Below are 15,079 nucleotides of genomic sequence, written 5' to 3'. Positions count from 1 at the left end.
AACAACGATGAGAGTAAGTTCCTGTGAAGCGCCCAGAGGGTTGGTTTAAAAGCGATTTATACTGCGTTATTGATTTTAACAATAGAACCACTATTACTTGCAATCAATGCCTTGCCTATATCGCTTTTAATTCCAACTGAAACTCGCATCTTGAGGTAGTTTGGGTATACAAAAAACGTGGCCATAATTTTGCACTCAATGCGACGTTTGCTAAAGTAGTTGCAGCAGATTACGACGCTCTATACTTACCCGGTGGCCGTGCCCCTGAATATTTACGTTTGAATGCAAAAGTGATCGAAATAATTCAGCACTTTGCCAAGGCAGATAAACCTATCGCTTCTATTTGCCACGGCCCACAGTTACTTACAGCAGCTGGAGTCATTGAAGGTAAAAAAGTATCTGCTTATCCTGCATGCCAGCCTGAAGTAAAAATGGCCGGTGCAGAATATGCTGAATTACCTATGGATGGCGCAATTACCGATGGTAAATTAGTGACTGCCCCAGCTTGGCCTGCGCATCCTGCCATGCTAAAACAATTTGTGGCATTATTGTAATCTAAATCACAGCCTCAAGAGGTAACCTATGTGCCAACTATTTATCAATGCCGACAGTCGCCTATGGACCTGTCGTACTAAATCTTTACGCATTGATGGGGTGGTTACCTCCATTCGTCTTGAAGAATTCTTTTGGGATATTTTAGAAGAAGTCGCGTTTCGCGATCAGATGAGCGTTAATCAAATGATCACTAAACTCTATCTTGAGTCTCTTGATGCTGATCATGACATAGGCAACTTCACCTCATTTTTACGGGTCTGCTGTTCGCGTTATTTATCGCTGGTCGCTGACGGTGATCTAGCCAGAGAAGATAACCAAGCCCTCAATGACGTAAATGCTCAAAGTGTGCTTGAGCAAGAACAACTTCGCAGAGCTCAACGTAAAAGCCGCTTTGGTGGTGATACATCAAAGTCATCTATCAACTAATTTTGTCTGAAAATAGCCATAGAGGTTAATGTCAAAACCAGCAAAGGCAGTTAATTATCTAACCCTTGCATCCATAACGTTACCAACTGCTGAGCAGAAATACCTAAAGCTGGCGCCTCATTATTATGTGCTTTGCTAGTAAAAATTTTCTGCGCGACTTGCCGGCCAACTAATTGAGAGGCTGAGGCTTTATCTATACGTTGTTGATAAAACGTCGTTAAAGCGAGCTCTAAATCATCATGCTTTTCTAGTACCCGAACAAGATGCCAAGCATCTTCCAACGCCTGACACGCCCCCTGGCCTGAAGTAGGTAAAGGGGCATGAGCCGCATCGCCAATAATAAGCACGTTGTCTTGGTGCCAATATGGCAAACGGTCAATATCATGTACAAAAATTAACTTGAGTGAATCTTTATTATAAGATTTAAGAACCTGTTGCACAGCATCTGGCCAAGTTGAAAAGCGCTGATGCATTTGCTCATACCAATCACAAAGCGGCCGTGTTTTATCAATATCGGCACTCCACCCAGCAGCCCAGTAACAAAGGTCACCTTTGACAGGCACAATACCAAAGCGCTCGCCAGCTGCTTGAAAATCATGGATCACATTATCTAAAGTGCCCGGTTTTAATTGGCTAATTGCAATAATATTAATAAAGCCCTGATACTGAGGAGTCACTTTTTCTGCATATAAGGATTGCCTTACCACAGAATTCATTCGTCCATCTGCACCCACCACTAGATCAAAATCTTGTTTTAGTTGAGCAATCTCTGATACGGTTATTGTGCTGTTAAAATGTATATTAATTCCTAAATCAGCTAATGTTTGCCCCAGCACACTCATAAGATCACGGCGCAAAATACTGACACTAGAAAAGCCACTCAGAGTATTTATTTTCGCAATATCAAATTCATTTTGCACTGCGCCATGCTGATCGAACTGACGCATATTCATAAGCATACCACCGAGTGCTTGGATCTGTTCATGCACACCCATTTTCTGTAACACAAACATCGCATTAGGCCATAAAGTAACCCCCGCACCTATAGTCGAAATTTTACTATCGCGCTCAAACAAGCTCACCTGATACCCTTTTTGCGTAGCAAGAATAGCCAGCGCTATACCACCGATACCTGCACCCACAATAGCAATTCGTTTACCGTTCATATTATTTACCTCAATAATTAACTGAATAACCATTATCACAAAGTCATTTTTTAAGATAAATTAGTAATAATTGTGTTATTAATCCCATATTTTGAGTTAATGAATGATAGATAAAATCGAACTACAATGGTTAATCAGTTTTCAATGCGTTTATGAACAATTGAGCTTTAAACTCGCTGCCGAGCAATTGCAATTACCTACATCGAATGTCAGTCGTCATGTCGCGTTATTAGAGCAGCAGCTTAATTTAAGATTATTACAACGCACAACCCGTAAAATGGTGGCAACCACAGCGGGTAAACAGCTTTACCAATCTATCACCCCACTGACACAAGCTATGGATGACTCGCTAGAAGAGCTATCTTTGCAAGGCGAGTCTCTCGCTGGGCACCTTAAAATCATCATGCCTGATCTGCCTTTTTTAGCCGAAATAATGGTCGAGTTTTGTTTTTTGCACCCACAAATACAATTAAGTTGTGATACACAATTAAACCCTAGTGAAGGATTGCTAGAAGGGTTTGACTTAGTGCTACGCTTTGGCCGCGGACCATTAGACAATTCAGGCTGGATTGCTAAAGAGCTGCTGCGCTGGCCCAGTTGCATTGTTGGCGCGCCACAACTGATCAGTAATGGACCTGTACCGCGCTCGTTAGATGAGTTAGCTAAAGTCCCGTGTATTACGAGTTTATCTGTACTGCAGGGCATGCCGTGGCGCTTTAAACAGCAACAAGCAGCGCACGTAAAATCAAACTTTAAAGTAAACAGTGGCAACATGGCCAAAGCCGCTGCACTCAAAGGATTAGGCTATGCAATTTTGCCCATTCACGCATGCCAAGAACATATAGACAACGGTTCATTGATCAATATTAAACTCGACCATGAGCCAGAAGATCTGGTGCTATATGCATTCTATGCAGGCAGAAAATACCCGCTAGAAAAGGTGAAAGTTTTTTTAGAATTTTTAAAGTCTACATGCGCAACACTGAAATAGAGTTACGTGATGTACACACAAGCTAAACAATGAAGGATAAGAACAACCTTGGTATATTCTGGGCCTCACACAAAAAGCAACTGATAATTATTTGCGTTTAATTATACGTTACCATATAGTTTGCATGTCTCTAATTTATAGCCTACCTCAGGTTAGTCAATTCTTAACAAGGAGTAAAAATGAAAAACATCGCTACACCTCTTACATTATTTTTATTGCTTAGCGCAAGTAACTTACAAGCACACGAAATTTGGTTAGAAAAAGATGATAATATGCAGGTTAAACTCTTTTTAGGTGAACCAGGAGAGCCGGAATCTGGTGATAAAATTGCAGGTCTAAAAAATACAAAAATCTATATTAATGAAAAAGAAGCCTCCTTTCCTATCACACAACACGCAACTCACTGGAGCGCAAATGTTGCTGATACTGGCGATATACTTGCTACAGTTGATGACTTATGGCAGCCATGGGATCTTGAAGAAGTACCTGTATGGCAATTCTGGAAATCACCTAAACAGCAAGCCGCTAAGCTATTCGCTAAAGCTGGGAGAAACAGTACGCAAAGTAAAGTAGAATTTGAGTTTGTGCCTATAAAGCCACAGAGTAACACTTTTACCCTAACCTATAAAAACTCCCCTGTCGTGGAACATGATGTAACTGTTTTAACACCAACTAAAACTAAAATAAAAATGACAACCGACAAAAATGGGCAAGTTACTGTTGAACCTGAGCAAGCTGGTTTATATGTCGTATCAAGTGATTACCCTGTTAACGGTGAAACTGTGATTGCTGGCAATAAAGTGGATAGCACTTACAATATTACTAGTGTGACATTTCAAGCAAACTAATAATAAATGGCTCCAAACCAAGCCCGAGTTACTTTATGTAAGTACAGGCTTGAGCATCAGCTACCTACGCCCAACCTGTAGATATTCGGCTCATACAGTGTCATTAATTTACATTGGGCGGCGGGGCTTGATTACGGATAAATGCGGGTATATCAAAAATATCTGAGGCTTGCGGTTGAGTGATCACCACTTCGGGCTTTTTTAATTCGCTACCTGCCGCTTTATCGTGCTGCTCTACAACCATCTTTGCACTCGCCCCTGTCGCTATAATCAATAATTCATAATTGCTGGCTAAATTGTCGATTTTAGACACTCCGCAAATCACCAGCGCATTTGGGCTTACTTGTTGGCGTACCGTGTCGGTGATGAGGTTATAACTGCCCAGTGCAATCTCCTCTTTACAATTTACTTGCACAATAACACCCGAGCTGGATGACATATCCACCTGATTAACCAAGGGGTTTTTAAGCGCACTATCAAGTGCAGTGGCAAATTCGTCTTCGCTATCACATTTGCCCACACCTAAAACCGCATCGCCTCGGCAATCCATGATTTTAGCAAAGTCATTTAAATCAACGTTGATCAAACCTTGATAGCACAGCATATCGATCAATGATTTAATTAGTGAGTGGAGTATTTGATTACTGTGTTTAAAGGCATCAAATAAACCAACGTCATTACCTAAAACCTCAATAAGTTGATCATTCGGTAAAGTGATCACCGCATTGGCATGCTCTTTTAGCGTGTTCAACCCTGCTTGTGCAACGTTTGATCTAAACTGCCCTTCACTGCTAAAAGGCAATGTCGCTACAAATATCACAGGCTTATTTTGTTCACGAGCTAGCTCTGCTATATACGGGCTTGCACCGGTGCCAGTACCACCACCAAGCCCTGTTGCGCACAATAAAATATCGCAGTTATTTATTAATGCTAAAAGTTGATCTTTGCTTTCTTGCGCCGCTTGTAAACCAACCTCAGGGTCGGCGCCAGCGCCATAACCATGAGTGAGCTCTGCGCCAATCAGCACAGCATCATCACTTTGAGTATACTCAAGCACCACTTTGTCAGTATTAACGCTAAACAACTTTGCTTGTTTTCCTTCGCGCTGCTCATAAATACTATTTAACGTATTACAGCCACAACCTCCAATGCCAAATACACCAATAGATAAACCATCTTGCTGCTCAATTAATTGAAACATAACACCTCCTTCATATTTAAAAGGAGCATAACAAATAGGTGCGTCAATAATTGACGCAGCCAAGTTAATTAGCGTTATTGATAGTTACTAGCAGCCGCTTTAAGCTTTGTAGTGATTCTTCTCCTAATTTGATCAGGCTTTATCACTTCAAGCCAATGAGCACATTTAAATAGCTCATTGGTTAGCTGTTCGGTATCAATCGTTTGGTAGGTGAGTAATACGTTTTTATCGTCAATATGTTGTTTATCAATCAATTCGCCAAGTTCAACAAAACCTTGATTCACCGCAGAATGATTGGGCACTTTCACAACTAAATTAATCGCCTCTTGCGGCATGCCTTTATTAATCGCACTGCGCAACGTTTTTAATTGCTCAGTGCTTGGCTCTCGTCGTGTTTTTTGCAAAATTTGCACATTGCGAATACGATAAATCGGCATCTGGTAGCACTTATCGTGAAGCGACCCCACCATAAAGTGCGCCATTAATACACCGCCTTGCTCAACTAAGTTATAAAAGCTTAATTCAGCAAACTTTAACCAATGCGCCTCATCGTAAAGCACCCTATATAGCTCAGCACTCACAACACGCTTATGTTTAATCGCATGCTCAATTTGCGCAACTAACTGAGTATCCACATTCACTTTTAATAAAGGCTTAGGAAGGGTTGAAAGCCAGTCGGGCACATGCCCATTAAAACGCTTCAGCGCTTGCTCCGCTTTAGTATGCACAGAGCGCTTAACATCACTGGGGGTCGAGTGTGGTAATAACTGCTCCAGCAACAAATAATGCTCAGCCACTTCGCTGCTCATTACTTTTGCGTTACCACCTCGCCACTGCGCGTTAATAGACCAACCATACGGTTTACTGCGGGTATCTTTTTCAAGCCCGAAGCACCCTTGATCGTATAAAGATTGCAGGTCACGTTGGAGCATACGGGTTGAAATATCAAAGCCCCGACTTGAAAGCTTAGCTTTCAAGTCGGGTACTGAAACACACTGTGGGGATTTTGGTATACACTCCAAAAGTAAATTATACCGCTGAATCTGCATAGCTTATAAAACCCTAAGTAATAAATCACTAAGCTTAACACTCTATCTGCCTTAAGCTTTTAAAATAACATCTCGATGGTATTTCAAGTATTTATGGTGTTCACTTTGTGTTTTAATCTTTATTGAATTATCAAGCTGTAATTCATCAATAAGCTTCAATGGTAGTTTTTTGCTAAATATAATTTCCCCGCCATCTTCAAAACTAATGAAGCCTTTATCAAACAAATCATCGTATAGTGAAGATAAAAGCAACCCATTGAACTTATCTAACCTTTCGATATTATCAGAATCTTTCCAAGGCTTGATATGGGAAGCTTTTAATATTGGTTCAAATTCCACCCCTGTTACTGCACAGCCTTTCCAAAGCGAGATTAAACTTTTTCGATATTTCCCCTGCCCTATACGTGATTGAATTAGGCTTTCACGTTCCGTAGGTGATAGTGATACAGAACGACCCAAATCAATTAATGCTTCGTAAAAGCTATCTTTTAGTTCACTAAAAACACCTGTACCTAAAGTTTCGCGTAAACGTGTAAACTTCTCTGTATTGCTTTCCTTTGTAGAAAACTTGATTTTAACAAAGTGTTTATCTTCATCAGATTTAATTTTCGATTTATCTATTATTGCATTTGAAACCCTATGAAAGTCTTCTTGTGTAAGCTTTCCGACTACAAGAGCGCCATTTTCAGAGCAATAAATCCTTAATCTTGACGCTTGTCCTCTGCCTACCATAAACCGAGGCCTTTCTTTATTATCGTGCCAACGGCAATCTGATGTTATTAGGCTATTTTTAATAACTAAAGTTAAAGTATTTGCTAAATCAAATACCTCTGGAAAATTTATAAACCATTCTTTTGCTTTTTCTGGTATCTCAAATGCTGCTTTGCTTATATCTATCATAGTTATTCTCCTAAAAGTTGTTATACATATATTTTTCATTAATTTTCAATTAAACAAACCCAATTCTTTGTTTAACACCTTCTTTTAAATCGTTTTGTTCTTGTAAAATCGATAACATTCGCTCTTGAGTCATTCGTTTTTTCGAGAACCTCATTTGTCTTTTTACAATCGCAAAGTCGCCTGGTGTTAGCTTCGACAGTTTGAACAATTCATGCATTAAGTGCTTTTTTAACACCCCTTGCCCTAATGTATTTTTAAATAATTGTTTAGCCTGTACCGGAGTCAGGTAGGTTAAATTTAAATTAAAATCAAATCGCCTCATTACCGCTTTATCTAAGTGTTTAGCAAAATTAGTCGCAGCAAAAAGTGGGAGTTGAAATTGCTCCATATGGCATAGTAATTCATTAACTGTTTGCACTTCCCAATTTGCCGTCGCTTGTTCACGGCTACACAATAAGCTATCTGCCTCATCAATAAATATTGCACTTCCTTCTTGTGTAGCTTGTTTAAATAATTGAGCAATGTTTTGCTCACTTTCGCCAACCCACTTACTAAGTAAATCAGATGCTTTAACTGAAATAAGTTTAAAATCAGCTTTTTCACATAAATAATTTACAAAAGCTGTTTTACCAGTGCCTGGCGGGCCTGTTAGTAGGGTTCGTGAACTCGAATACTCTATAACAGCCTCTTCTACCTGTTCGAGTGATGAATACTCAGACTCTATATTCACCATTTTAGGGTTAAACTTTTGTGCTGCTTGATACGTTAATTCATTAGCTGAAAAGCCGCATGCAGTTAAAGTATCTTGAATATTCTCTTCTATGCATTCACGCGCGATCTGTGCTTTAAACCCGCATAACCTAGCTACATGTACTGCTTTAGCAATGTGAGCTGGCAGTAAGTTTTGTTGAGCTGCTAATTTACTAATAAAACTGCTACCAACATTCAAGTCTTTAACATACTTGCCAATCATTTTTTCTTTAGTCGTTTTATTTAGCTTGGGAATTTCGTAAACAATATTAAATCGCCTAATAACGCTCTGTGGTAAATCTTCTAGATGATTAGTGATCCAAATACTCACCACTGGGTGATTTTCAATATAAGTATGAAGTAATTCTTTTGAATAGCTTTTAGAAAATAGATCACGCTCAAAAATGTTTTCACACTCATCCAGTAACAACATTGTTTTTTTACGCTTGCCAACCAACTTACTCACCACATTAAAGTGCTCTAAACGCAGCTCAGAGCTTGCGCTTCGACTATCGAGCTCATTTGTTGGGTTTATTAAATTACTACCTTTAGCTTGCACCTTAAGCAACTGCGAACCACTGGCTTGCGCTATATATTTCGCCAATGAAGTTTTACCCGAACCTGGCACACCATAAAATAAAATACTCAATGGTTGCCCACCGGTCTTAGTCGCATTTTGCGTAGCTTTAAGTAAAGTATTTAAATCTAAGTGAGATAAATCAGCAGCGCTAAGTTCAGAATCTTCACAAGGAGTGACTAAGTTAGATAAAATATCACTTTCACTATTTAACTTACCCTCGAGCAGGCTTTTAGCAATTGCGGTTGGTAGTATTAAAAACTCATCTTCCCCAGCAAATATCTCCATATCCATAGAATACATGCCAGATTCAATAATTAAACTAATTTGCTTGTTGAGTAGTGCTTCATCAATGCCAATCACATAAGCTATTTTTTCTAAAATAACGCTTGCGTAATCGTCGCGTAAGTACTCAACAAGTTCGCGCAATGGTTTACTGAGCGTCATGCAGCACGAAAAAATAACTAATGGAGTAACCGTTTTTGGTAGATCAAACGCTTTACAAAATATATGCACATTTTTTTGTAACGTTTTAGGCATTGTGTTTATTGCTAAATGATCTAATCGGGTAATCAAATCATCAGCATCTAAGCCCTGTAAATTTATATAATTAAAGCCAGAAATGTTACATAAAGCCTTTTTAAATAGCTTATCGTGCCAAAACTCTTCTACGTCGAATTCTTCTAATAATTCAGTGGCAAAGTGTGCAACAATTCGTTTTAATTGAGGGGTTGTGTTCATGCTATGTACCTAGTAGTTATTAACTGATGTAGCTATATTACTAAGCAGAAAAAAGTAACGTACCCACAAACCTGTCTTAAAATAAACGCATAGTACATTGATAATATTAGTTTTTTATTTTTTTGTTTTCTTTCGGTTTGTTTTTTTATTAACCCCTTGTTTTTTAGGCTCTGCAAAGGCATAAATGAAACTATAAAGTTTTTTTGGACTCTTATGAAAAATATAAATTTAGGATCGGCAAAGAACCCGATAATTCTCAAAAATAAGCATCAAGATATCGAATCCGAAAAATACTATGCCAGACATAAAAACGGAGAAATGTATATCCATAGGCCTCTTCTACAGATGCATACTATAAACAATCATGAACTAGATAAGGATGACCCTGAAAGTGGCATCTTTGCTTTTCATAAGTTAAGAGATGACCAAGACTGCTTTACAAAAAATGTTATCTCCAATCCTCATTTACAACCATTAGAGACTAAAATTTTATTGGCACTCAATGAATTTTTTCAAGCTCATTGGTCTTATGAGATGGTTTATATCTGTAGCTCCAACATAATAACCCTTGATAACTTTGGTGACGATGAGGGCTTTTGGATAGCTGAGGGAAGTACTGAGTCTTTAGTAGAAGTAAATGACGCTCCACTATATAAACTATTAGGAAAAGCACTAAATACAAATATTAGCAGCGAAAAGCTTAATAAAATACTCATAAGGTTAGATAGTTTTCACTATATCAGTGTCACACCAGTAACATTCGAAAACTCCAAGCTTGGTATCAGCCAAAAGCACGATAAAAACCAACGTGCTTATTTAAAAATAATACAAATAAATGAACTGATGGACTCAAAGAATCTCGCCGATATATGGCTTGTAAAAGACTAATACTTTGAGTTTAGAGATCGATTATCTGTCTCCTCGTAAAGTATCTCCGACTTATCAATATCAAATGGTAATACTTTGAGTGTGAGCCCGTTATCAAAAATAAAATCAGCCAAGGGCTTTAAAAATTGAGGTGTCATAGGGTAGATCAGCCAAATCACTGCGGGTTTTGATTCTTCCTTTTGGTAAGTTTGGTTATAGGCCAACATCTGGTACATATCACTTTCACTTATTCCATACTTTTTGTTAGGTAAGTTTTCGTCAATCACCTTCCACTTTGTATCACCAATAATTAATTTATTTTCTGCTTGAATATGTAAGTCAGGCTTTAATTGGAAAAGCTTGCCATTATTGGTGCGTTTTTTATTGTCGCTAGGCTCATGGCTGATTAAATATTTACTGCGAGTTTGTGTTTTAATTACATATTTTTGGAATTGTTTCTTCAAACAAATTGGTACGTAATCCTCAAATACTCGTTCCATAGGAAATAATATAGACAGCATACTTTTTGAACCATTTACCGATGTAGGGCTTTGATCTTTAAAAATCATCTCTATCCACGGCCTAATCGCTTCATAGTGAGATAAATGTCTGCCCCGTTGCCAAGCATTGAGCTCCTGCCATATAGCTTTTGAGCTTGTTACTTCTTCAAAATGAAATAGTAACTCCCTGCAAAAATGTTGCGTTTTTGCTGTCACGCGCTTGAGCGACCAGAGCAAAGCACTTTTAATTAATCGGTTTTCAGGGCGATTAGTTGTCAGCTCATCAAAGGCTATAAAGTGATGGTGTTTATTAACTAAGTTATGTCTGATTTGCTGACTAACCAATATTCTGCCTTTAATAAAAGGCTCATTACTTTCATGCGTTTCATACTGTCTTGCCACACCACGCTTAATTAATAAGCTTACCTCTTGCAAAAACAATTGTATGAATACATCAAGTAACGGCATTTTAGCCATATCTAACGATGCATTCTCGGCAACCTTACCTGGTAAATAACGCGTTGCCTTTAACATTTTTATGAGATTAGAGCGATTACTATCAATACCACTTTCATCACTCACACTATTTACGCTTTTTCGATGTGTTTTAGGCAATATTTCAATTTGGTCGCCGCAAGGTAAGCAAATTACACCAACGTAGTTTTGGCAAACTAATACCTCTTGTCGCTTTTCAAATCCATATCTAAATAACTTATCATGGTCTGCCTCACTGCAAGTTAACAGCTGTTTGAGCGCTTCAAATTGAGAGTGTTCTAGGTTTAAATGATCATCCTCATATTTAGTAATATTACCTTTGTACAAGCGAGAAAACTCATAAACAGACCATGTACTCATAAACCTTCCTTAGCTCTGTTTCATTTCATCAAAATTTTCATCATTTATGCTTTGATAAACAGCTGTATAATTTTCAATCTTGCCAAAGGCTTTACTGTCTACATAGTAAGACTTTGCTGCATACTCATCAGAGTCACCAAGCCAAGTTGTATGAGCACCTTTGAGCTCTGAAACAAATCCGTTGCCGTTAAATACTTGCTTAATTTTGTCCCAATCTTCAAAAAAGTATTCTTCCAGTAACGGCATGATGTTAGAGATAAAGACTTGTTTAAGATCTGCCAAATTACTTACATTCATTAATAAAGCGTGGCCAATAATATGCTCTCTATCTAATAAAAGTTCTATCCGTTTATTAATAGTGAATAAGAGCTTTCTTACATCAATACCATCTAAATCACTTTTTAATAATGCGTAGTCAGTTCTCAGCTCTTTAAATTCAAATCGGCGTCTTAACGCTATATCTATATGCGTTAAAGAACGGTCAGCCGTGTTCATTGTGCCAATAATATCGAGGTTGCTAGGTACAGAAAAAGGTAAGTTTGAGTATGGCAAAGTAACGGTAAGTGAATGCTCTTCACCAGCCCGTTTATCTATTTCAATAAGGCTTATCAACTCACCAAATATCTTGCTAATATTGCCTCGGTTAATTTCATCAATCACTAGCGCGTATTGATGATTAGGGTCAGCTTCAGCACGCTTACATAGGCGCTTTAAAATCCCGGGCTTTACAACATAGCTTATGTCGCCATCGTCGTTAGTTACTGGCCTTAAACCCTCAATAAACTCTTCATACCCATAAGATTGATGAAAAGTAACAAACTCAAAGCGCTTTATTTCATCTTCAACAGGAGGGCCTGCTTTAAGCTCATTTAGTTGCTCTTTATAAATAACAAGTAAATCGTGGTCTCGATTTTCAATAAACCACTTGCTGTCTTGTGTTTTATCAAAGAAAAGAGGCTCAGTGCGTTTTTCATACTTAATAGTTTCCGACTCTTTAATCGCATGGGCTTGTAAAGCAGCCCAAGCAGTCTGACGTATATTAGTAGTTCTACCATTAAGCGCTAGCTTCGTTGTAAAATACTCATGATTCAAAATATCTGTCACTGATACTTGTTCATCTATATCAAGTAAAATAAATGTAATAACTTCAAACCAACTTAATTCACTCAATTTATTATTAAGCCAAACTTCAGGCTCTTCAGAAGTACCATTTTCAGTGTATTGTTCTTTTAAAAGCTTTTGCAGAGTAAAAGTTTTACCAGTACCTGGTGGGCCGTAATAAATAAGGTTTTTTGATTTTTTTTCTGATTTATTTAGTTCTGAGGCCATTGAAGGATCCATTTCATCTTCGTCTACATATAAGTTTTCATCGTCACTTTCTTTTTTTAGCTTTTCAAACAGCCACCAAATGAATGTATTAAAAACAAGCTCATTTTCTGGTTTATCTACCTTACTTTTAATTTTTTCGGTAACAACCTGATTTAATTCTGCCCAATTCCAACTAACATTAATTCCTAAATCAAAAGCATCATTTAAGTATTTCGTAAAAGCTCTTAAACCATCAACATTTAAAATCGTATTGTATTTTTTAGGATCTGCGGCAGCAAAAACTCTGTGGATCACACCACGCTTAATGGTATTAAACTTTCCCTTACTCTTAGCTTTATCTGCCCATTTATATATTTCTTCTAATGTGTTTGGAGTAGGGTCTTTGAGTATCAAAGCCGTAATTTCAGGCAAGTCGTCTAAAAGGTTTTTGTATTCATCATTGCTCAGAGTCCCAGGCTTAGCGCTAGCAATTCCGTTGGATTCAGACTTCCATAGTTTTTCTATAAAATCAGTTTCGTAATTGGAGGCATTGGAATCTAAGTTCTGCTCTACTTCTGCGCTAAAACGCTCATAAGCAGCGATCCAACCTTTGTTAGGCTTTTTGAGGTAATCGTTATATAAATCATTTATGGACTTGTGCTCAATAACGTCTGTAATACCGTAATCAAACTTAGAATTAACAAAGCGAATGACTTTTTCAGTACTATCAATGCTCCATTGGTTACTCACAAAAATTCGAGTGCCATCACCTAGAGTTAAAGCCTCTGTATCAGACTCAAAAAATCGCTTTCTTTTATCTTTACCATGCTTTTTCTTCTCTTCTAATTCTTTTGGGGTTATGTATAGAGGCTTGCTTTTACTTCTATTTTTTTCGATTGCTAGGAAGTCTTGTTTCAGTTGCTCATAAGTTGGTTTTTTATCTGCAACATACTTTTTCATTACCGCTAAAATAAGCGGTGCTTTACCTAACTGTTCTCCATTGAAGTTATATTTATTATAGGTTGGCATACAATTCCTTTTTAAATGATATTAAGTATTTAGAGGTTTTAATTATTTTTCAGATAACTCATTCGCAGAGCAAACAGACCGATGGCCTTTATATATCAGTCTTTTCTTTAGTTCTAATCTGCCATCTGCAGTCCATTGCTTCGATTCTTCCTGTACTAGCGTTAAAACTACACCTGCCTTTTCATCATCTAACCCGATTTCTACAGTTTTATTGGGCTCGCTCCATAAGGAGATCACGTTACTTTTAGAAAACTCACCACCATTTGTAGAGCGTTCAACTATCCCATAAGGTGAAATAGTAAGGACACTACTTCCCGGCTCATCTACTAAAGTGTGCGAGTAATGCCCTGGCCAGCGACTTTTAAGTTGAGGTCCATCTAAAAGAAGAGCAACAACTAGATGAGGGGCTAATGATCTCAGTACACCTGAGATCGGCTCTTGCCTCGCAAGGTCTTCACATATTAATGGGCATATATGAGTTGAGCTTTTTTCAAATGAAAGTAATTTTCTAGATCCAATTAAACAGTCTTCCCACCACTTTACTTTTTTACCTTCAAAAACCTTCTGTAAGCCATAATTACTTACTTGTTGCTGATCAATAGCCCAGCGATGGTGCTTTTGTTGAGTCTCCGCAACAAAGCAACTCGTGTTTTCATCCCAAACTAATACCGATAAGCTATTCTCACCGTATGTACCGCCTGTTCCTTTTGTAAAAACGCCAAATATAAAAGTCGGAACTTTAAAATCCTTGCTTTTAAAGTACCTACCTAATTCTGAAATAATAGTTTGCTTATTTACACTATCAATTGAACACTCTGGAATTACAACAAGATCTAAAGGGCTATCAGAACTCTCAACTGCATATATAATTTTTTTTGCTGTAATTACTTCTAAGTTAGAATATGAGAAGAACCCAAATTCATCATCCATTTGTAATAGTGGTTTTACAGCTGTATTGAAGAAATTATCTTCTACTTTTAATGGCCACGGCAAAAGTAAAATATTAAAGCCTTTTTGCTCATTGCTGTATTCGACTTTTTGGGGTAGTGAGTTTATCTCTACACCTGCTTTTACATAAGCTAAATCGTGGCTCAAACTATTTAAGGATATACCTGATTGTGGTGTGTGGGTTTTATAATGGACACTTCCGTAACTGGAATTACAATTTGAAAAGCTCAATATCGCTGAACTTTCTGAACGTGCTAGCTTTTTAACCTGGGCTGCAATGTATGCGGGAGCGCCCTCTGAAAATAAAGTATTTTTGATGTTAAAAGCACAACTATCGCTTCTTGAATTCAAGTATTAAGTGCAATCAT

General features: G+C 37.8%; 12 protein-coding genes and 1 pseudogene. 5 read left to right on the top strand and 8 right to left on the bottom strand.

The window, feature by feature from the left end; translation table 11 throughout:
• Window positions 1-170: 170 nt before the first annotated feature.
• A pseudogene (locus B5G52_RS17800) lies at window positions 171-554 on the top strand (DJ-1/PfpI/YhbO family deglycase/protease); the annotation flags it as partial.
• Between the two features lie 28 nt (window positions 555-582).
• A complete protein-coding gene (locus B5G52_RS17795; protein ID WP_087533993.1) occupies window positions 583-981 on the top strand; it encodes a ribbon-helix-helix domain-containing protein in 399 nt (132 codons plus the stop codon).
• A gap of 50 nt (window positions 982-1,031) precedes the next feature.
• Here the strand turns inward: B5G52_RS17795 and B5G52_RS17790 are convergent, their stop codons facing one another.
• The gene (locus B5G52_RS17790; protein ID WP_087533992.1) at window positions 1,032-2,147 is read right to left on the bottom strand and encodes an FAD-dependent monooxygenase; all 1,116 of its coding nucleotides are present in this window, start codon (window positions 2,145-2,147) and stop codon (window positions 1,032-1,034) included.
• Between the two features lie 103 nt (window positions 2,148-2,250).
• Between B5G52_RS17790 and B5G52_RS17785 the strand changes: the two genes are divergently transcribed.
• Together B5G52_RS17785 and B5G52_RS17780 are read left to right on the top strand one after the other, a co-directional pair.
• Window positions 2,251-3,138 (top strand): LysR family transcriptional regulator, encoded by an 888-nt coding sequence (locus B5G52_RS17785; protein ID WP_087533991.1) that lies wholly within the window; start codon window positions 2,251-2,253, stop codon window positions 3,136-3,138.
• Window positions 3,139-3,317: 179 nt separating this feature from the next.
• Window positions 3,318-3,986, top strand: a complete 669-nt coding sequence (locus B5G52_RS17780; RefSeq protein ID WP_087533990.1) for a hypothetical protein — start codon at window positions 3,318-3,320, stop codon at window positions 3,984-3,986.
• A 103-nt stretch (window positions 3,987-4,089) separates the two neighbouring features.
• Here B5G52_RS17780 and B5G52_RS17775 read toward each other — a convergent pair whose 3' ends face one another.
• The 4 genes from B5G52_RS17775 to B5G52_RS17760 all read right to left on the bottom strand — a co-directional run bounded on the left by B5G52_RS17775 (window position 4,090) and on the right by B5G52_RS17760 (window position 9,204).
• A complete protein-coding gene (locus B5G52_RS17775) occupies window positions 4,090-5,187 on the bottom strand; it encodes a cell division protein FtsZ (RefSeq protein WP_087533989.1) in 1,098 nt (365 codons plus the stop codon).
• Window positions 5,188-5,261: 74 nt separating this feature from the next.
• Window positions 5,262-6,164: a YafY family protein gene (locus tag B5G52_RS17770; protein WP_254911240.1), complete on the bottom strand. Its 903-nt coding sequence runs from the start codon at window positions 6,162-6,164 to the stop codon at window positions 5,262-5,264.
• Window positions 6,165-6,287: 123 nt separating this feature from the next.
• Window positions 6,288-7,136: an HNH endonuclease gene (locus B5G52_RS17765; RefSeq protein WP_176372577.1), complete on the bottom strand. Its 849-nt coding sequence runs from the start codon at window positions 7,134-7,136 to the stop codon at window positions 6,288-6,290.
• Between the two features lie 49 nt (window positions 7,137-7,185).
• Window positions 7,186-9,204, bottom strand: coding sequence for an ATP-binding protein (locus B5G52_RS17760; RefSeq protein WP_087533986.1), 2,019 nt, complete (start codon window positions 9,202-9,204; stop codon window positions 7,186-7,188).
• A gap of 213 nt (window positions 9,205-9,417) precedes the next feature.
• Between B5G52_RS17760 and B5G52_RS17755 the strand changes: the two genes are divergently transcribed.
• Complete coding sequence (locus tag B5G52_RS17755; protein ID WP_087533985.1) at window positions 9,418-10,092, top strand: hypothetical protein; 675 nt, start codon at window positions 9,418-9,420, stop codon at window positions 10,090-10,092.
• Here B5G52_RS17755 and B5G52_RS17750 read toward each other — a convergent pair.
• The 3 genes from B5G52_RS17750 to B5G52_RS17740 are packed head-to-tail and all read right to left on the bottom strand — an operon-like array spanning window position 10,089 to window position 15,062.
• Window positions 10,089-11,426, bottom strand: coding sequence for an McrC family protein (locus B5G52_RS17750; protein ID WP_087533984.1), 1,338 nt, complete (start codon window positions 11,424-11,426; stop codon window positions 10,089-10,091). The two genes, B5G52_RS17755 and B5G52_RS17750, sit on opposite strands and share 4 nt — an antisense overlap.
• 9 nt (window positions 11,427-11,435) lie before the next feature.
• Entirely contained in the window at window positions 11,436-13,763 is a 2,328-nt protein-coding gene (locus tag B5G52_RS22410; RefSeq protein WP_087533983.1) for an McrB family protein, read from the bottom strand.
• Between the two features lie 42 nt (window positions 13,764-13,805).
• A complete protein-coding gene (locus B5G52_RS17740) occupies window positions 13,806-15,062 on the bottom strand; it encodes a hypothetical protein (protein WP_087533982.1) in 1,257 nt (418 codons plus the stop codon).
• Window positions 15,063-15,079: the final 17 nt, after the last annotated feature.

The organism is Pseudoalteromonas sp. A601 (genome assembly GCF_002165575.1).
Lineage (GTDB): Bacteria > Pseudomonadota > Gammaproteobacteria > Enterobacterales > Alteromonadaceae > Pseudoalteromonas.
The sequence above is the reverse complement of the archived record's forward strand: the minus strand, read 5'-3'. Positions and strand labels throughout refer to the sequence as shown.